The sequence below is a fragment of the Vibrio sp. 1874 genome, assembly GCF_033344395.1.
GTDB lineage: Bacteria > Pseudomonadota > Gammaproteobacteria > Enterobacterales > Vibrionaceae > Vibrio > Vibrio alginolyticus.
Map to the genome: position 1 here is coordinate 408172 of NZ_JAWPOR010000004.1, position 18641 is coordinate 426812.

At 43.4% G+C, this 18641-nt stretch carries 20 protein-coding genes; 18 read left to right on the plus strand and 2 right to left on the minus strand.

Annotated features, from left to right (window positions below):
• Positions 1–331: 331 nt before the first annotated feature.
• Positions 332–1696: an aminodeoxychorismate synthase component I gene (gene pabB, locus R8N46_RS11695; RefSeq protein ID WP_213972442.1), complete on the minus strand. Its 1365-nt coding sequence runs from the start codon at positions 1694–1696 to the stop codon at positions 332–334.
• 270 nt (positions 1697–1966) lie between these two features.
• Here pabB and R8N46_RS11700 point away from each other — a divergent pair, with 270 nt between their 5' ends.
• The 8 genes from R8N46_RS11700 (at position 1967) to R8N46_RS11735 (ending at position 9855) form a co-directional block, all read left to right on the plus strand.
• Positions 1967–3484, plus strand: coding sequence for a fumarate hydratase (locus R8N46_RS11700; RefSeq protein WP_017820444.1), 1518 nt, complete (start codon positions 1967–1969; stop codon positions 3482–3484).
• A gap of 174 nt (positions 3485–3658) precedes the next feature.
• Positions 3659–3844, plus strand: a complete 186-nt coding sequence (locus R8N46_RS11705) for a hypothetical protein (RefSeq protein WP_005376906.1) — start codon at positions 3659–3661, stop codon at positions 3842–3844.
• 255 nt (positions 3845–4099) lie between these two features.
• Positions 4100–5476, plus strand: a complete 1377-nt coding sequence (locus tag R8N46_RS11710) for a YcjX family protein (protein ID WP_104979480.1) — start codon at positions 4100–4102, stop codon at positions 5474–5476.
• Positions 5473–6513 (plus strand): YcjF family protein, encoded by a 1041-nt coding sequence (locus R8N46_RS11715; RefSeq protein WP_064354116.1) that lies wholly within the window; start codon positions 5473–5475, stop codon positions 6511–6513. The genes R8N46_RS11710 and R8N46_RS11715 overlap by 4 nt, the downstream gene beginning before the upstream one ends.
• Positions 6514–6613: 100 nt before the next feature.
• The gene (gene tyrR, locus R8N46_RS11720; RefSeq protein WP_017820442.1) at positions 6614–8158 is read left to right on the plus strand and encodes a transcriptional regulator TyrR; all 1545 of its coding nucleotides are present in this window, start codon (positions 6614–6616) and stop codon (positions 8156–8158) included.
• A 36-nt stretch (positions 8159–8194) separates the two neighbouring features.
• Positions 8195–8779 (plus strand): ribosomal protein S5-alanine N-acetyltransferase, encoded by a 585-nt coding sequence (gene rimJ / locus R8N46_RS11725; protein ID WP_005376916.1) that lies wholly within the window; start codon positions 8195–8197, stop codon positions 8777–8779.
• A 1-nt stretch (position 8780) separates the two neighbouring features.
• Positions 8781–9368: an HD domain-containing protein gene (locus R8N46_RS11730; RefSeq protein WP_213972443.1), complete on the plus strand. Its 588-nt coding sequence runs from the start codon at positions 8781–8783 to the stop codon at positions 9366–9368.
• Between the two features lie 13 nt (positions 9369–9381).
• The gene (locus tag R8N46_RS11735) at positions 9382–9855 is read left to right on the plus strand and encodes a DUF2947 domain-containing protein (RefSeq protein ID WP_054574728.1); all 474 of its coding nucleotides are present in this window, start codon (positions 9382–9384) and stop codon (positions 9853–9855) included.
• Positions 9856–9898: 43 nt separating this feature from the next.
• On the opposite strand, the gene R8N46_RS11740 is transcribed toward R8N46_RS11735, so the two are convergent.
• Positions 9899–10861: an integron integrase gene (locus R8N46_RS11740; protein ID WP_017636093.1), complete on the minus strand. Its 963-nt coding sequence runs from the start codon at positions 10859–10861 to the stop codon at positions 9899–9901.
• Between the two features lie 245 nt (positions 10862–11106).
• Here R8N46_RS11740 and R8N46_RS11745 point away from each other — a divergent pair, with 245 nt between their 5' ends.
• The 10 genes from R8N46_RS11745 (at position 11107) to R8N46_RS11790 (ending at position 18388) form a co-directional block, all read left to right on the plus strand.
• A complete protein-coding gene (locus R8N46_RS11745) occupies positions 11107–11607 on the plus strand; it encodes a GNAT family N-acetyltransferase (protein WP_029842157.1) in 501 nt (166 codons plus the stop codon).
• Between the two features lie 108 nt (positions 11608–11715).
• Positions 11716–12087: a hypothetical protein gene (locus tag R8N46_RS11750; RefSeq protein WP_318098451.1), complete on the plus strand. Its 372-nt coding sequence runs from the start codon at positions 11716–11718 to the stop codon at positions 12085–12087.
• 145 nt (positions 12088–12232) lie between these two features.
• Positions 12233–12574, plus strand: coding sequence for a hypothetical protein (locus tag R8N46_RS11755; RefSeq protein WP_053807656.1), 342 nt, complete (start codon positions 12233–12235; stop codon positions 12572–12574).
• A 193-nt stretch (positions 12575–12767) separates the two neighbouring features.
• The gene (locus tag R8N46_RS11760) at positions 12768–13025 is read left to right on the plus strand and encodes a type II toxin-antitoxin system Phd/YefM family antitoxin (RefSeq protein ID WP_005448240.1); all 258 of its coding nucleotides are present in this window, start codon (positions 12768–12770) and stop codon (positions 13023–13025) included.
• On the plus strand, positions 13013–13315 hold the full coding sequence (locus R8N46_RS11765) for a type II toxin-antitoxin system RelE/ParE family toxin (RefSeq protein WP_053812414.1): 303 nt from the start codon (positions 13013–13015) through the stop codon (positions 13313–13315). Before R8N46_RS11760 ends, R8N46_RS11765 begins: the two co-directional genes overlap by 13 nt.
• A gap of 1186 nt (positions 13316–14501) precedes the next feature.
• Positions 14502–14933 (plus strand): hypothetical protein, encoded by a 432-nt coding sequence (locus tag R8N46_RS11770; RefSeq protein WP_318098450.1) that lies wholly within the window; start codon positions 14502–14504, stop codon positions 14931–14933.
• 686 nt (positions 14934–15619) lie between these two features.
• A complete protein-coding gene (locus R8N46_RS11775; protein ID WP_281517013.1) occupies positions 15620–16141 on the plus strand; it encodes a GNAT family N-acetyltransferase in 522 nt (173 codons plus the stop codon).
• Between the two features lie 639 nt (positions 16142–16780).
• Entirely contained in the window at positions 16781–17239 is a 459-nt protein-coding gene (locus R8N46_RS11780) for a hypothetical protein (RefSeq protein ID WP_031812476.1), read from the plus strand.
• Between the two features lie 135 nt (positions 17240–17374).
• Positions 17375–17896, plus strand: coding sequence for a GNAT family N-acetyltransferase (locus tag R8N46_RS11785; RefSeq protein WP_318098449.1), 522 nt, complete (start codon positions 17375–17377; stop codon positions 17894–17896).
• A gap of 150 nt (positions 17897–18046) precedes the next feature.
• Positions 18047–18388, plus strand: coding sequence for an SH3 domain-containing protein (locus R8N46_RS11790; protein WP_238764738.1), 342 nt, complete (start codon positions 18047–18049; stop codon positions 18386–18388).
• Positions 18389–18641 lie beyond the last annotated feature (253 nt).

Sequence of the window (18641 nt, forward strand, 5' to 3'; positions counted from 1 at the left end):
CGGCTAAAAGCTAAAGTACATGCAAATAAAACACACAAAAAAACGCACCACACCGGATAATGCCGATCATTTAACGATGTTTTTTGGGTCATTCTAGCGAGCCTTGGCGAGACTAAGAATCTAGTAGCAGCACGCCGAGCGGATAATGAAACAAATTTGACCACAAAGTGCTTGAATAGAAGAACCTGTATCACGCTCTTTCGTCGCTGTGCAGGGTGATGAGATACAGAAATATGCCACTCGCTGTTAAATGAGCGGCATTATCCGTTCTGGAGGCGTTTTAGATTGTTTTCGTCAATAGCATTAAAGCGGCGTTGTGTGCTGTTGAAACCTACGATTGCAGCGCTGGCAAAATCTTTGAAAGCTTATCCAACGTTTCTTGATACTCAGAGGCGCAATCGCTATCTGCCACGACGCCGCCGCCAGCCCAAGCGTAAAGTTTGTTTTTTTCCGCTACAAGAGTTCGGATAGTAATGCTGGTGTCCATACGACCATGGCGTGAAATGTAGCCAATACTGCCGCAATACGCGCTGCGTCGATGCGGCTCCAGTTCTTCAATAATCTGCATTGCGCGAACTTTAGGTGCTCCCGTAATTGAACCGCCTGGAAAACACGCTCGCAGCAAATCCGCAGGAGCGTATTGTTCATCCAAATTTGCACGAATGGTGCTCACCAAATGATGCACGGCAGGGAAGCTTTCAATATCGAACAACTTTGGCACGTGAACGCTACCCGGTGATGCAACCCGACCAATATCATTACGCAGCAAATCGACAATCATCAGGTTTTCTGCCTGATCTTTTTCCGCTGTCTGCAAGTCATGGGCATTAGCGTTATCTTTCTTTGGATCTTCGCTGCGTGGGCGAGTACCTTTGATTGGTTTTGTTTCAATGACGCGATCTTTGAGCTCTAAAAAGCGCTCTGGAGAGATACTCAAAATCGAAGACTCAGGCATACGGATAAAAGCGGAAAATGGCGCTTGGTTGGCGGACTCTAATTTTAGATACGCTTGCCACTCACTGCCTTGATACGGTGCGTTAAAGCGTTGCGCCAAATTGATCTGATAACAGTCACCGCTCAACAAGTATTCTTGCACCTTGTCAAAGCGAGTGGCGTAGCTCTCTTTCGTCATGTTTGACTGCCAATCACCAGACAAAGCGAAGTCAACGGTTTGTTCTGCTTTTTGCTCGTTTAACCATTGCCAAGCTTGCTCGATGTTCTGACCGACTAAGCATGCTTTTTTTAGCTGGTGGTCAACAACAACGGCCCATTCATACAGACCTACCGCCATATCCTGCGTGTTGAGGTCCTTTTCTGCCACTTCTGGCATCGTTTCTACGCGGCGACCTAAATCGTAACTGAAGTAACCGAGCGCACCGCCGACAAAAGGCAAATCCAATTCTTTATTTAACTCTACGTGAGGAAGCCACTGTTCTTGCAACTGATGAAGCAGCGCAAATGGGTCATCTTGAGTTGAATAGGCATTCGATGGTGTTTCAACTTGTGTGTTGTCGGCAGTGGTTTCTAACGTTGCAATTGGGTTGGCAACCAATACATCGAAGCGGCTATCGATATGCGTTTTTGATGTAGAACGCAGCAACATCGCCCAAGGTAGGTGTTGAATGCGAGAAAAAAGGTGAAGAGCAAACTCTGGTGCGTATTCCAGCGCTTTAAAATCAATGAATTGATTGTCCATGTTGTTCATTTGTGTAATTTGTGACAAAGAGATCGTTCACTGCATGGCATGTCATGGGCAGCAAGAGTATCATATTCCTCTGTATAGCCAAACTCCCTCTATTCATAGGGTTTTGAGATGGTTTACAAGTAGGCAACTTCAGCATTTCGTGTGTCGATATCAGCCGTTCGACAATTGTTTATAAAAAACGAAGCTCAAAAGAGCAATAAGCTCAACAAACACGATTGAAGCCAAGCCAATAATGGAAGCATAACTATAACGAGGCATGTAATGACGGTAATACGCAAGCAGGATGTGATCAGCAGTGTCGCTGATGCGCTACAGTATATTTCTTACTACCACCCGCTAGACTTTGTTCAAGCTCTTGAAAAAGCCTATCACCGCGAAGAGAGCCAAGCCGCTAAAGACGCGATTGCTCAGATCTTAATTAACTCCCGAATGTCCGCAGAAGGTCACCGTCCAATTTGTCAGGATACTGGTATTGTGACGTGTTTCGTCAACATCGGTATGGGCGTGCAATGGGATTCGACCGACATGACGGTTCAGCAGATGGTAGATGAAGGTGTTCGACAAGCGTACACGAACCCTGATAACCCGTTGCGTGCGTCCGTACTTATGGACCCTGCTGGTAAACGTATTAATACCAAAGACAACACGCCTGCCGTCGTACATATCAACATGGTTCCGGGCGATAAAGTTGAAATTCAGATCGCTGCGAAGGGCGGCGGTAGCGAAAACAAAACTAAGATGGTGATGCTAAACCCATCTGACGATATTGCCGAGTGGGTAGAAAAAACGCTACCAACTATGGGGGCGGGCTGGTGTCCTCCTGGCATGCTTGGCATTGGTATCGGCGGTACGGCTGAAAAAGCAGCGGTATTGGCAAAAGAATCTCTAATGGAACACATCGATATTCAAGAGCTTATCGACCGTGGTCCACAAAACGCAGAAGAAGAGCTTCGTTTGGATATCTTCAATCGCGTGAACAAACTTGGTATCGGTGCGCAAGGTCTTGGCGGTTTGACGACTGTTGTCGACGTTAAAATCAAAACTGCGCCAACGCACGCGGCTTCTAAGCCTGTTTGTTTGATCCCGAACTGTGCGGCGACTCGTCACGTACACTTCACGCTTGATGGTAGCGGCCCAGCAGAGCTAGCACCACCTAAACTAGAAGATTGGCCAGATATCACTTGGGAAGCGGGCGAAAATACGCGTCGCGTAAACTTAGACACAATTACTAAAGAAGAAGTACAAGAGTGGAAGACAGGCGAAACGGTTCTTCTATCAGGTAAAATTCTGACTGGTCGTGATGCTGCGCATAAACGTATTCAAGGCATGCTAGATAATGGCGAAGGTCTACCTGAAGGCGTAGATCTAAACGGTAAGTTTATTTACTACGTAGGCCCTGTCGATGCAGTTGGTGATGAAGTCGTTGGTCCTGCTGGCCCAACAACATCAACGCGTATGGATAAATTCACCGACATGATGCTAGAAAAGACCGGCATCATGGGCATGATCGGTAAAGCTGAGCGTGGCCCTGCAACGGTTGAATCTATCAAGAATCACAAAGCGGTTTACCTAATGGCTGTCGGTGGCGCTGCGTACTTGGTGGCGAAAGCGATCAAGAAAGCTCGCGTTGTCGCATTTGAAGATTTAGGTATGGAAGCGATTTACGAATTTGAAGTTGAAGATATGCCAGTAACAGTGGCTGTCGACTCAAATGGTGTTAACGCGCACCAAATCGGTCCAGACACTTGGAAAGTGAAAATTCAAGAGATGGAAGCATAAGGCAAAGGGCAATCTTGCTGCGTCTCAGTAGAGAGAATGTGACAAGGTGCTGATTTACCTAGCAAACAATTGACAAAAGTGCAGCGAAACCCGCACTTTTTGTCTATATAATTAAGGATATAAACCTTTAGGCATAGCAATCAAACGTTATGCGAACAATAATTAGGAGACGGCATGCCTCGTTTTATTCAGATTCTACAAATTATTCTTGCTGTAGTGATAGGTGGCTTTGTTGGCTATGACTTGATTCTTCACGGTATCAGCATCTTTGATGAAAAGTACGTGACCATCACATGTGTGTTGTGGCTGATTTTAGAAATCGCTCTATTTGTTATCTATAAGTTAATCGAAGACGACTAGGCTTAAAGAAAGCGGGTTCCTGTTTAACATAGTAATCAGCGTATATAGAGTTACTAATGCTGTAGATTAAGTAAGCCTCTGAACCACTCAGGGGCTTTTCTTTTTTAACACAGCATTAAGCCGGATGTTTTGTTCATCTTTTATTAAGGTATATAAAGTTAAACTCATAGAATTCGAGATAGAACAGTATTCATAGCTCGAAATTCGAAGTCGCTGACAACGTTGTTTTAAAGTGGAGTAAGATAAAGAAGCGTAATGAAGAGAATAAAGAAAGAAGTTAATGACTTTATCAACAGAGGTATGGACTCTAATGTTCGAATTGCTGTCACCGGACTTTCTCGTGCCGGTAAGACGGCATTCATCACGTCATTAGTGAATCAGCTTCTTCATACTGCAACCCATGACAATTTGCCTCTTTTGACTGTGGCTAGAGATAAGCGCCTTATTGGGGCGAAGCGTGAGCCTCAATCGAATATGATGGTGCCACGCTTTGCTTACGATGAGGCGATGAGCCAAATTCATGCGACTCCACCTCAGTGGCCAGTACCGACACGTGATGTGAGTGAGATTCGCTTAGCGCTCAAGTACAAACCAAATAAAACTACGAAAAAGCTGTTGAGTAAAACCGCAATTTTAAATGTTGATATTATCGACTATCCAGGAGAGTGGTTGCTCGACCTGCCTTTATTGGACATGGACTTTGCAACGTGGTCGCAAACTCAGTTTGATGCACTTAAAGGCCAGCGTGGCGATTTAGCCAAAGCTTGGCTTTCTGAACTGGAGAAAGTGGATCTCTTTGCAGAAGTGAATGAGAAACTACTTGAGAAAGTTGCACACATATACACAGAGTACCTTCATTCTTGTAAAGACGCTGGCCTTCATTGGGTTCAGCCTGGCCGCTTTGTATTACCTGGTGAGCTAGCAGGCGCGCCGGTGCTACAGTTTTTTCCGTGTCGTGCTGATTCGGAAAGCAAAGCGCCCAAGGGCAGTAACTTAGCGATGCTAGAAGCCCGTTTTCAGGAATACCAACAGAAAGTAGTGAAAGCGTTTTATAAGCATCATTTTGCGACCTTCGATCGCCAGATTGTACTGGTGGATTGTTTGCAGCCTCTCAATGCTGGTGATGAAGCGTTTTACGACATGCGCCAAGCGCTAGAACAGATCATGCATAGCTTCCGTTATGGTCGTAGTAGCTTTTTGCGTCGTTTGTTCTCACCAAAAATCGACAAAGTGTTGTTTGCTGCTACAAAAGCGGATCATATCACGCCCGATCAGCACCCAAATTTGGTGTCTCTGCTCCAACAAATGGTGCATCCAGCATGGCAAACGGCAGCCTACGAGAATATTGAGATGAGCTGCATGAGTATCGCTTCCATCCAAGCAACCACGACGGGGTTTATTTCCTCTGGAGATAAGACCATCCCGGCGTTACAAGGAACAACATTGGGTGGTGAGCCGATGACTATGTTTCCCGGAGAGGTGCCGAAAAAGCTACCAAATGCAGCTTATTGGCAAAACAACGGGTTTGATTTTACGTCGTTTCGTCCGATGCCCTCACCGAATGATGAGCCAGTGAAGCACATACGCTTAGACAAAGCACTGGATTACCTGATTGGAGATAAATTGAAATGAGTGAGTTGAAGCAAAAACAAGTTTTCTCTGAAAAGGTAATGGAAAAAGATCAGCAATCGAATCAACCAGAGTTGACGGCGCAGCAAACATTCGGCGAAAAAGAAACATTTGTACCTGTTGAAGTTAAAGAAGCGCACCAGGAGACCGAACAGGAATTGCAACTCGAGCATGTCATTCGTCCAAAATCGGGCAGAAAATGGCTCGCGACTGGCGCATTTGCAACTTTTGCTGGTTTGGTTGGCTGGCAAGCGGTGGACTCGGTTATAACCGCAATTCAGGCTTCTGATTGGCTGGCCTTAAGCTGGACGGGGTTTATTGCTGCGATCGCTTCGCTTGGTTTAGGAGCTATGGGTAAAGAGCTTTGGAAACTGCGAAAACTACGAAATCATTTTAGTGTTCAAGAAGAAGCAGAAGCACTTGTTAATAGTGAGAGCGTTGGGAAAGGGAAAGACTTTTGCGAAACCGTAGCAGAACAAAGTGGTGTGATGGCAGAGAACCCGGGCTTTGATCGTTGGCAGAACAGTATTAACCCTGCTCATAGTGACGCTGAAATTCTTGATATGTATGACTCTATGGTGGTGAGCCAACAAGACAAGTTGGCAACGAAAATCGTATCACAGCACGCAACCGAGTGTGCGGCCCTAGTCGCCGTGAGCCCTCTGGCTGCCGCTGATATGTTGCTGGTGGCGTGGCGAAATTTCAAAATGATCGACAACCTCTCCAAAGTATATGGGGTAGAGCTAGGTTATGCCTCTCGCATCAAGTTACTAAGAGCGGTATTTGTCAATATGGCGGCGGCTGGAGCGAGTGAGCTCGCTATTGATGCCAGTATGGATTTGATGTCGATGGATCTTGCTGGCAAAGTTTCTGCTCGTGCAGGGCAGGGACTAGGTGTTGGTATTCTAACGGCACGTTTGGGCTTGAAAGCGATGACCTTATTGCGTCCACTACCCTGGTATCCTGACCGTCAGGTTAAGTTGGGCACCATACGCAAGGCAGTGGCGGCGAAAGTTGCATCAATTACGATGAAACCGTAACGAATATCAACTTTGATGGATAGGATTGCTTGACGCCATTCCAAGCATGATAGAAACTACTGTCAACTTTTCCTGACAGTTGTGAATTGGGATATTTTAAGTGCGTCTTGAAGTCTTATGTGAAGATCGACTCGGCTTGACCCGAGAACTGCTCGATATTTTAGCGTCTAAAAGCATCGACTTACGTGGTATCGAAATCGATATTAGCGGTATTATCTATTTGAATTGCCCGGATATTGATTTTGATACGTTTAGTGAGCTGATGGCTGAAATCCGCCGTATTCCGGGGGTGAAAGACGTACGTAAAATCCAGTTTATGCCGATGGAGCGCCACAATACGGAGCTGCTCTCGTTAGTTGATAACTTGCCCGATCCGGTTTTTGCCATTGATCTTAAAGGTGCCGTAGACATGGCAAACATGTCTGCACTTTCATTGCTTGGCCTTCACAAGCAAGAAGTGATTGGTACTCAAATCGGTGCTTTGTTACCAAGTGTTCGTTTCTCTCGTTGGTCTGAAGGTGTTAATGGTCGAACGCGGGAAAACCTTGTGATTGATGGCTTGGACTATGTTCTAGAGTTGATGCCCGTTTATATCCGAGACGAAGCGCAAAACTCGACTCTAGCGAGTACTCTAATGACGATTCGCTCTAGTCAGCAAGTTGCCAGAATTGAAGAAGCACTACCGCTGCATAATCCTCTGGGTTTTGAGCACTTTGTTGGTATATCGAACCGTCATAAAGCACTAATGAACCAAGCTAAGAAGCTGTCTGTGCTTGACCAACCATTGTTGATTGAGGGCGAAACGGGGACTGGTAAAGAAATGCTTGCTAAAGCTTGCCACAGCCGTTCTAGCCGCGCGAGCAAGCCATTCCTAGTTTTGAGTTGTGCTTCTATGCCTGACGATGTAGCAGAAACCGAACTTTTTGGTCATGCGCCGGGTTCATTCAATCATGAACAAGGCCACAAAGGCATCTTTGAGCAAGCAAATGGCGGCACGGTATTTCTTGATGAAATCGGTGAAATGAGTTCGCACCTTCAAATCAAGCTGTTACGTTTTCTACAGGATGGTAATTTCCGTCGTGTCGGTGCAGAAGATGAGATGCATGTCGATGTTCGTATCATCGCTTCAACAAAACATAACCTTGCCGAGCTTTCTGAAGCAGGAATGTTCCGTGAAGATTTGTATTATCGTCTCAACGTACTTACGCTCAGCATTCCTCCGTTACGTAAGCGCTCAAACGACGTTGCACCATTGCTTGAGTTGTTTGTGGCGAAACATGCTCAACAGCTTGGGATTGATAAGCCAGAGTTTGATGATGGTCTAGTTGATGCCCTTGCAAATTATCAGTGGCCAGGAAACATGCGCCAGCTGGATAACATGGTTCTTCGAGCGCTCACGGAAATGGATGGTGATATACTAAACGCGGATCACTTCAATTTACCTCAGCCTCAGTCAGTCGGCGCTGGTAGTGCAACGCTTAACATCGACGGTTCTTTGGATGAGATCATGCGTGATTATGAATCTCAAGTTCTGGAACGTTTGTATCAGTCATTCCCATCAAGCCGCAAGCTTGCTAAGCGCTTGAATGTATCGCATACCTCAATCGCTAATAAACTGCGTGATTACGGTATACGTAAGAATTAATCGAATTGAACGAAAAGACGGAATTAATCATTTGTAATGGAAGATAACAGCTCATCTATCGCCGTTCATAAGTTGGACGGTGACTTGCTTCTTCGTACCGCTGAAATCGGTGACGCAGATATGATTGCCGAATATTTTCAAGCCAACCGAGAATACCTGAAACCGTTTGAACCGAAACGTGAAGAGGCTTTTTTCTCAGTGAACGGTTGGTTGCAAAAGCTTATCAAGCTCAATGAGCTGCATCGAATGGGATTGGGGTATTATTGCCTTTTAGTCAGAGCCTCTTCGGGTGAAATGCTAGGTACGATATCCTTTAGTAGTTTGAGTCGTTTTCCTTTTTATTCTTGTAACGTCGGATATTCTCTCGCTGAAAAAGCGCAAGGGCATGGTTATATGCGTCGTGGATTAACCATGGCTTGCGACTACATGTTTAACGTTCAGAAACTGCATCGTATTCAAGCTGGCTACATGCCTCACAATAAACGCAGTGAAGCTGTGCTAGAGCATGTAGGTTTCAACCGAGAAGGATATGCAAAAGATTACCTTTTGATTAATGGTGAGTGGCAAGACCACGTTCTAACGTCGCTTATTAATCCGAATTGGCAGCCAGAAGGGCGATAGTATGGAACGATTGGAAAAGCAGTTAGCACTTGTAATCGAGCTCGATAAACTCAAAAGCATTTTGCGCCGAACTCGAGTTAAAAGTGCTGAAGGGCGCCTCGAAAATAGTGGTGAGCATAGTTGGCATGTCGCACTGATGGCAATATTGATGGAAGAGCATGCGAATGCACCTGTTGATATTTGCCGAGTGATGAAAATGTTATTGATACATGACGTAGTAGAGATCGACGCGGGCGATACCTTTGTTTATGATACTGCTGCGTCTCAAGAGCAAGCAGAAAAAGAAATTAGAGCTGCAGAGCGCTTGTTTGGTATGTTACCCAGCGATCAGGAGCAAGAGCTATTGGCGCTTTGGCATGAATTTGAAGCCGCGCAGACCGATGATGCTAAGTATGCAAAAGCACTCGATCGATTAATTCCAATGCTCTTGAACTACCATAATAATGGTCAGAGTTGGAAGGAACATGGTGTCTCACGCGAACAAGCACTTACCATTAATAAACGAATTGAATCTGGCTCTGTTACCTTATGGGACAAAGCGAAAGAGTTGATTGAAGAAGCCACAGAGAAAGGTTGGCTGAAATCGTAATAAAGGAGACTGAATGTCTTATTTGCCTTTGGATGAATACCAAAGAAAATGGATTTTTACGCATCAGTCGATGCCTGTGCCAGAAGAAGATTTGGCTTTTATTAAGCCGATGAACCAAGCCCGTTCAGCACAATTTTGGAAAGAAAATATCAGTGCTCAAAGCCCTGATATGGATAGACTTAGTTCCCAAGACTGGCCAATGAATGAGGCGAATTGGTCTGAAACTGTGGATTGGATGGCTGCGTGGGAGTCGGATGAACCTGACATGCTAGCGGAAGTTGAGGCACATATCGATTGGCAAGACGATGTGACCGTTTACTTTTGCTACGAGAAGTACAATGTCATCGAAACGAAATGGTCTATTTTTAAAAAGCACTGGAAGAACTTTCTCTTTTATGACGATGGTCCGATACTAATAGGACGTCGCCGTTCGCAAGCACTTTGGTTTGATTCAAAAGGCAATGTGAAACTCGGTGTTCGTCAATAAAGAGTTATAAAACAAAGCCACCTTTCGAGGTGGCTTTGTTTTTCTAAAGGCTGGATAATGGACTCAACACACCACCAGCCCCGCGCTCGATAACGTGAGTATAGATTTGCGTGGTTTTCACATCAGTATGCCCTAATTGTTCCTGAACAGTTCTAATGTCTGCGCCAGATTCCAATAAGTGCGTGGCAAAACTGTGTCTTAGTGTGTGGCAAGTTACAGTTTTCTCAATGCTTGCGTCGCTTGCCGCGCGCTTTACTGCTCTTTGTATTGCGCTTTCATTGATATGATGCCTTCTGAGTTCACCAGTGTCTCGATCTGCGCTTAACTTTGTTGATGGAAACAAAAAGTGCCAGTTAAAATCTAGCTCCGCTTTTGGGTATTTACGTCGTAAACCTTCAGAGATGTATACGCCCGCATAACCAGGCATGTGCCTATCTTTAAAGTAATAGTTTCTTGCTAAATTAACTTGAGCTTTGAGTGGTTCATGCAGTTCTTTGGCTAATGTGACTGTACGATTTTTACCTCCTTTTCCTTGCCAAACGCGAACTGCACCATAATCATAATCGATGTCTTGAACTCTTAAGCGTAAACATTCCATAACTCGAAGCCCTGAGCCGTAAAGCAGCTGAATATGGAGTCTATACCTCGGGTCGATATGCTGAACGAATCTTCGGATCTCCTCCCTGGTTAATACAACGGGAAGTTTCTTTTCGGTCAAGGATTTCTGAAATCTCATATCAAGTGATAGTGGGGTTTTGAAATAATCACGATATAAAAATGATATTGAGTTCAGCGCCAAAGCTTGCGTTTTTACCGCAACTTTTTCTTCTACCGCTAAGTAACTCAGAAATTGAATGACATCATCTTCTGCTAGTGTTGATGGGTGTGCAAGCTGGTGAAAAGTGATAAAGCGTTTTATCCAAAATAGATAACTTTCGATAGTTTTATTCGCATAATGACGAGTAAGCATGTGTTCTTTTACACTAAGTAAAAACTGACTTTTCATGATAAATTAACCTGTTTATTTATACAGCTCTGTTAATGTATCACCACTTTTGAAATTAGCGTGCTGTGCGCCGACTAATTGCGCGCGCTACCACACATATTCATACTGTTTTTCTATTTGTTTCATACATATAAGTGCTACGATTGATAGCGCTTTTGATAAGAAAGAAGGCGGTAGCCTGCCATAAAAACGGCAAATCGCCGTATAGAAAGCGTTATATGCTTTCAGTGAAAATGGATGGTTCAATGATCGAAACAGAAAGGTTAAAACTTACACCTGTAGCTTTAGAAGATATTGAAATATATACAAAACTTTTAACGTGTGAAGTAACAACTCGTTACTTACCTGGTGGTAAGCCATTTAGTCTAGAGTACATCGAGAATTACGTGCCTGAGAAAGTTGGTCACTGGGAGAAAGGTTTCGGGACATTCATTATTTCCTTAAAAGACGATCCGATCGTAAAAATCGGTTATGCGGGTGTAGAGCAAATTCCTAATACAAAATTTTCTGATATTAGGTACGGCTTACTGCCTGAATTTCAAGGCAAAGGCTATGCTTTTGAAGCGTCAAAGGCTGTTTTAAACTTCACACTAGAAACTGGCATAGTTTCTGAAGTTCATGGTGTCGCTGTAATTAAAAACCGGGCATCAATAAGTCTGCTTAAAAAATTGGGTATGCTTGAGTCCAGTGATCAACTTTACGACAGTGATGAACTGGTTACGCTGTCTACTCAAACACGCATATAACAAGGCGTTCAAGAGCGATTCCGCAACGCGTGCCAGTTTCGCTTCGCTCACAGTATGGCACGCATCGCGTCACGCCTTAACGCGGCGTTAGGTGTTTAAAGGAAAATTATGATACACAACGAACAAGATTTCCGTGATTGGTTGGATGCTCAGTTGTCAGAGGATATTCCTGAAAGAATCATTGCGTTTAATATAAACATTTACGAGTCCCCATTTCTGGTTGAAATTGTCGGTTCTGAAGAGTTTGATTTGGACAATGAGGATTGGGCTTGCAATGAAGATTGGCTACCAAAAAAACGGCAGATTGAAGTCAGTGAATCACTATTCGGTAGTTCTTGGCAAACAGCAGAGCAAAATTTACTTCGGTTTACAAAGCAATACGCAAACTCATGTGGCTCAATTAGCCAAAAAGCTTTGTCCAACAAAAGTTTAAGTATAGGGTTTGTTGACGGCAGCCTAAATATAGTGAAACACACCTAACAAGCAATTTAAGAGGGATTCACAACGCTTGGCACTTTTGCTTCTACTTCAAATTTAGTGTTTATGGCACTATGCGTTAGGTTGGGTGGAGGCGTTGTTCACCCCTTAATTGGGCGTTAGCTTAAATCATTAAAAAGGATGTGTAATGAGAAATAGAAAATGGATATTTGCAGCTATTTTGCTCATTGGTGGACCTTCACTATTGCCATTTAGCTTGGAAGTGATATCCCTAATTGAGTTACTAGGCTTTTTGGGGTTATGGACAATTTATTCATCCTACGCTGAATACTTGGTGAATCATCCTAGATTCAAAAGAGGTCTGCGTTTAGCTACTAGTTGGGATTTTCAGCCGCAAATGCTGTTCTCTCCTAGTGAACTTAAGGCATGTCCCCAGTTAGTTTTTCATATGCTTCCAGTTCAGAGTGTAATGGTCTGGACTTTGAATATTCTGTTTTGGGGTGGTCTGGTTTGGTGCTACATAATTTAAGCTAACAAATTGTTCAAGAGGGATTCACAACGCGTGGCATTTTTACTATGCGTTGCTTTTAGTGATTAAGGTGGCATGCGGCGGCATCGGTATTGCGTTGCTCACCCCTTAACAAGGCGTTAGCCGTCATGGAGCTTGCTATACTCAAAGTGATAGAATAGTATCACTTTAGTATTCCTCTGGAGCAGCTCTCATGAAAGTAGAACTAGTTACATCACTCAAACGCCAAGCAACAAAGATCCTTGCCGATCTCCACGACACTAAAGAACCTGTGTTAATTACCGAACATGGTAAGCCATCGGCATATCTGGTTGATGTTGATGATTACGAGTTTATGCAAAATCGCTTAGCTATTCTTGAGGGGATTGCACGAGGTGAACGTGCATTAGCTGACGGTAAAGTGGTGAGTCACGATGAAGCCAAGGACAAAATGTCAAAATGGCTGAAATAATCTGGACTGAGCCAGCGCTATCCGACCTCAATGATATCGCTGAATACATCGCACTTGAAAATATCGTAGCTGCAAAACAATTGGTTCAAGCGATCTTTTCTAAAGTCGAGCGCTTAGAGGCTTTCCCTGAATCGGGTCGCATTCCGCCTGAACTAGAACATCTAAGTTATCGTGAAGTTGTAGTTAATCCGTGCCGTATTTTCTATAAACAAGACGGCGACAAAGTATTTATTTTGTTTGTTATGCGTGCTGAGAGAGACTTGCGTAAGTTCCTATTGAACAAGCAATAACCTTTGGGAATGAGCGGCTAACAAACTGTTTAAGAGTGATTCGCAACGCGTGGCATTTTTGCTATGCGTTGCGTCTAGTGTTTAAGGTGGCATGCGGGAGCATCGGTATTGCGTTGCTCACACCTTAACAGGGCGTTAGTTGCCAACGAGGGAAACGCAGCCAAAACAGAATGTTCAGGGTTAATGCCCGTGTATTTTTGGTTAGGTTTACGTATTTCAATTTTTAGTTATTTAGGTTTTTGAAATCGTGATTTGTTTCTTGTGTGGTTTGTTTTTCTGTTTCAGAAACTGATTTATATGTTGAAAGTCAGCTCTGTAACATTGTCTGTCCAAAAGAGCTTTTTGGTGTTGTCAGTTCGTTTTCTACGGCGTTGCGTGCTCCAAGTGGTTTCAGTGACAGGCGCTTTGAAACTGCGCCTGATTTGAGTCTACCAAAACACGTAAAGCTAGTGTTGGCAAAACGGCAATTGACTTCAAATCAAAGCTTTAGGTTTGGCAGCTAACAAAGCATTCAAGAGGGATTCACAACGCTTGGCAGTTTTGGTTTGAATCGGCTTTAGTGTTTACGGCACAATGGTTTAGGTTGAGTGGTTTGCGTTGTTCACCCCTTAATGCGGCGTTAGTACGGGTTTGACATCAAAGGTCATAAGTTTTGGTGTTTATCTATTTTGGCGCTCGTATTTACACCTTTCAGTTAGTGCCTTTCACGTTCTTTCCGGTGGCACTATATGCGGAGTGTTCGCTTTGATTTCACCGTTTACGGCTTCTAACTCTTAGCCTATTCCTTTGGCGCTTCTTCATTTTCGTGGTGGCTTTTGAGAGAACCTTGGTTACTTTTGGTGTGGCTGTTGAAGTACGAGGAAAGAATCCTTTTCTAATTTGAAGCTAGTGAAAGTAGGACAGTTCAGTGCGTTTTTCTTCTAGCCAACTTTCCTCTCTTAATCGGTGTAAAGTTTTGTAGCTGCCCGTCTCACTTCAGTGTTCAAAGCCTTTCATATCATGCCATTTTTCAATATCTTGGAGCGCATAAATAGAAGTAGCGCATGTACTAACAAATTGCTTAAGAGTGATTCGTAACGCGTGGCATTTTTACTTTGCGGTGGCTTATGGTGATTAAGGCGCTGTGCGGTAGCTTTTGTATTGCGTTACTCACACCTTAGCAAGGCGTTAGCAGTACAGGAGTAACATGGCTAAGCAAATATGGGAAATAACTCCCCAAGATATAGAAGATTATGCAGTATGGCAGTTTCCCTCATGGAAAGATGATAGTCATGATGAGACCGTCATTTGTCAAGCTAGCCAAGATGATGCACTAGACCCCAACTCTAACATCATTGTCAGGGCGAAATTCGTCGATGCTAATTGTAATGAGTTTATTGGTTTCATTCATTACGGATTAGCTGAAGTCGAATATTCTCAACCCAATATGTTCGTAAATGGCAAAACCGTAGGCTTTTGGTTTGGCATTACGAAGCCCAATCATAATGACTTGATAAGACTAAACTTCCCTATAGTGATAACGTCAGAGTCAGTGTTTGGTTTAGAGCAGATTACAGTCACTATCGAAGGTTATAGTTATGTCAATGAAGCATCGGCTACTTGCGTAATGTCCTGCTAACAAATTGTTTAAGAGTGATTCGGCACGCGTGGCATTTTTACCATGCGTCAGGTTTAGTGGTTAAGGTGGTATGCGGAAGCTTCGGTATTGCGTGCCTCACACCTTAACAAGGCGTTAGGCGACGAGCAGAAAAGTTCTTTGTTCTCATCTTCTTAGTTCTCTTTGAGCATTCGTTTTTCTAAGTCGGCAATTGAGCGTTGTCGGCTCAAATTCTTGAATATCTCCAACCGTAAAACATGCCATAGTTCGTGGGCTGCCTCATTCATTTTTGGTGCTGGTTGGTGGCGAGTTTTACTGGCTCAAAGTGTGGCAAAGGCAAGTTAATCGAGGCTCTGGTTTTTGCTGTCATTTCGTAGCTTTAGGTTTATTAGGTTTAAAAGCTACTTTGTCTCTGAAAGGTCGCATTTCGTGGTTGTTAAAAGTGAGGCTGTAACATAGTGACTTTTGTGGTTCTTGAATCACAAAAAATCAGTGGGTGTTTGGTTGCTTATTTGGTTTCGGGTAATCTGCTTTCAAAACCACTTAAACATCGGTGGGAGACTTCGCCTAACAAGGCGTTTAAGGCGGATTCACAACGCTTGGCGACTTCAGTTCAAGTTGAATTTAGTGTTTAAGGCACAAGGGTTTAGGTTTGGTGGTTAGCGTTGTTCACCACTTAACGCGGCGTTAGCCCTCAAAGGTCAAATATGGATATTTACCCAGAAATAGAGTTATCTAAAGAGCAGCATAATTCAATTGAAGTCCTCAGAAACAAGTCGTTTCCTGAACATCAAGTAACTCGTTCTTACTATAAGCAACTCCCCCATATGAGAGCTTTAAAGTACAGAGATAATCAACTGGTTGGTTACATGGGGCTGGACTACAGAGTTGTCAGCGTCGGCGATGAAATTTATAAAGTACTGGGCGTTAGTGACTTCTGTGTTGAACAATCATCTCAAAGAAATGGTATTGGCACCACTATGTTGTCTCAACTTAGCGAGTATGCTTCAAGCAAAGACGTCGACTTTATTATTCTAATCTCCGGTTTAGATGCTTTTTATACGGCTAATGGTTATCTTCGTCTTAGTTCTTTAAACTCTTGGTTGCGAATACATGAACATAAGAATTACGGCGTTGCAGTTGATCAAGTTGATGATTTGTATGTTAAACCGATTAGCGGTAAAACTTGGGCAGTTGGTCATATAGACTGGTTAGGGTATATGTACTAGTCGGGGATCGGGCTAACAAATTGTTCAAGAGGGATTCAGCACGCGTGGCATTTTTACTATGCGTTGGTTTTAGTGGTTAAGGCGGTATGCGGTAGCATTGGTGTTGCGTGCTTCACCCCTTAACAAGGCGTTAGTTGCCAAGGCGAAAAACTCAGCTACAGCAGAATGTTTAGGGTTAATGTCCGTGTGTTTTTGGCTAGGTTTTCGTATTTCAATTTCTAGCTAATTGGGTTTGTGAAAATCGTGCTTTGGTTTCTTGTACGGTTTGGTTTTTCTGTTTCAGAAACTGATTTATATTTTGAAAGTTAGCTGTGTAACATTGTCTGTCCCAAAGGCGCGTTTTGGTGTTGTTAGCCCGTTTTCTAAGGCGTTGTATGTTCCAAGTGGTTTCAGTGACAGGCGCTTTGAAACTGCGCCTGATTTGAGTTTCTTAATATACGTAAAGCTCGTGTTGGCAAAGCGGCAACCCACTTCAAATCAAAGCGTTAGGTTAGGCAACTAACAAAGCATTCAAGAGGGATTCACAACGCTTGGCAGTTTTGGTTTGAATTGGCTTAAGTGTTTACGGCACAATGGTTTAGTTTGGGTGGTTTGCGTTGTTCACCCCTTAATGCGGCGTTAGGCTTTAGGTAATAGTAAATGGAATATAAGTGCGATATTGAGTTTTTAGAACAGCGGCTGAAATTGCTAAAGTGGCTTAATTATGGGTTTATTATTCCTTGCTTAGTTGCTTTATATTTCAAACCTACAATTTTTGTTGTGAATGGTTCTTTTACTACAGGCTTAGTGATTTGTGCACTTATTATGTATGTATTGAGGTTTATAGATAAGCACTATGGCAATGCTTTACATAATCACCGTAGTGACATTGTTATAGTAAACAACGTAGGGGTTGAATTTCGTCACCAAGAGTCAGGTTACAACTTTAAGCGAAATTACGAAGAAATTGTGTCTGTGGAGTACTCAAAATATCTTGGTACACCAAAGGTAAAACTCCGATTTTCCAACAATGAGTTCTATGATCTTGTTTGGTTTAAAGACTCTAACTCACTTTACAGCAAGCTAAAGAGTAAAGAGCACTTGGTGAAAAAAGCCTAACAAAGCATTCAAGAGGGATTCACAACGCTTGGCAGTTTTGGTTTGAATCAGCTTTAGTGTTTACGGCACAATAGATTAGGTTTGGTGGTGGCGTTGTTCACCCCTTAATGCGGCGTTAGCCCTCAAAGGTCAAATATGGATATTTACCCAGAAATAGAGTTATCTAAAGAGCAGCATAATTCAATTGAAGTCCTCAGAAACAAGTCGTTTCCTGAATATCAAGTAACTCGTTCTTACTATAAGCAACTCCCCCATATGAGGGCTTTAAAGTACAGAGATGATCAACTGGTTGGTTACATGGGACTGGACTACAGAGTTGTCAGCGTCGGCGATGAAATTTATAAAGTATTGGGCGTTAGTGACTTCTGTGTTGAACAATCATCTCAAAGAAATGGTATTGGCACCGCCATGTTGTCTCAACTCAGCGAGTATGCCTCAAGCAAAGACGTCGACTTTATTATTCTAATCTCCGATTTAGATGCTTTTTATACGGCTAATGGTTATCTTCGTCTTAGTTCTTTAAGCTCTTGGTTGCGAATACATGAACATAAGAATTACGGCGTTGCAGTTGATCAAGTTGATGATTTGTATGTTAAACCGATTAGCGGTAAAACTTGGGCAGTTGGTCATATAGACTGGTTAGGTTATATGTACTAGTCGGGTATCGGGCTAACAAATTGTTCAAGAGGGATTCAGCACGCGTGGCATTTTTACTATGCGTTGGTTTTAGTGATTAAGGCGGTATGCGGTAGCATCGGTGTTGCGTGCTTCACCCCTTAACAAGGCGTTATGTACTTTGGAGAAAATATGGAAGTTGTTACTACTGAAAAACACGTCTCAGAATATCCCAATCCGTTTTATTTGAAGCAAGGTGAGAAAGTAGCTCTAGGTACAATTGACGACGAGTTTCCCAACTTGATCTTTGTAACCAGTGTCGAAGGGGAGCAGGGTTGGGCTCCAGTTCAATATATCGAGAAGATTGAAGGAAGCTCAGAAGGTATCTTGCTTGAAGACTATGACAATGTTGAGCTTAATACTGTCATTGGTGAAAAACTATCAGTGCTATTCGAACTCAATGAGTGGTATCGAGTTTCGAGGTCAACGGGTGAAATTGGTTGGGTACCAGTGCGTTCGGTACAACGTACATAACAAAGCATTTAAGAGTGATTCCCAACGCTTGGCATTTTCAGTTCAAGGTTGGGTTTCGTGTTTACGGCGCTGTGGTCTAGGTTTGGTGGCTGCGTTGCTCACGCCTTAATGCGGCGTTAGTACGGGTTTGGCATTAAATGTCATAAGTTTTGGTGTGTATCTGTTTTGGCGCTCGTCTTTACACCTTTCAGTTAGTGCCTTTCACGTTCTTTCCGGTGGCACTATATACGGAGTGTTCGCTTTGATTTCACCG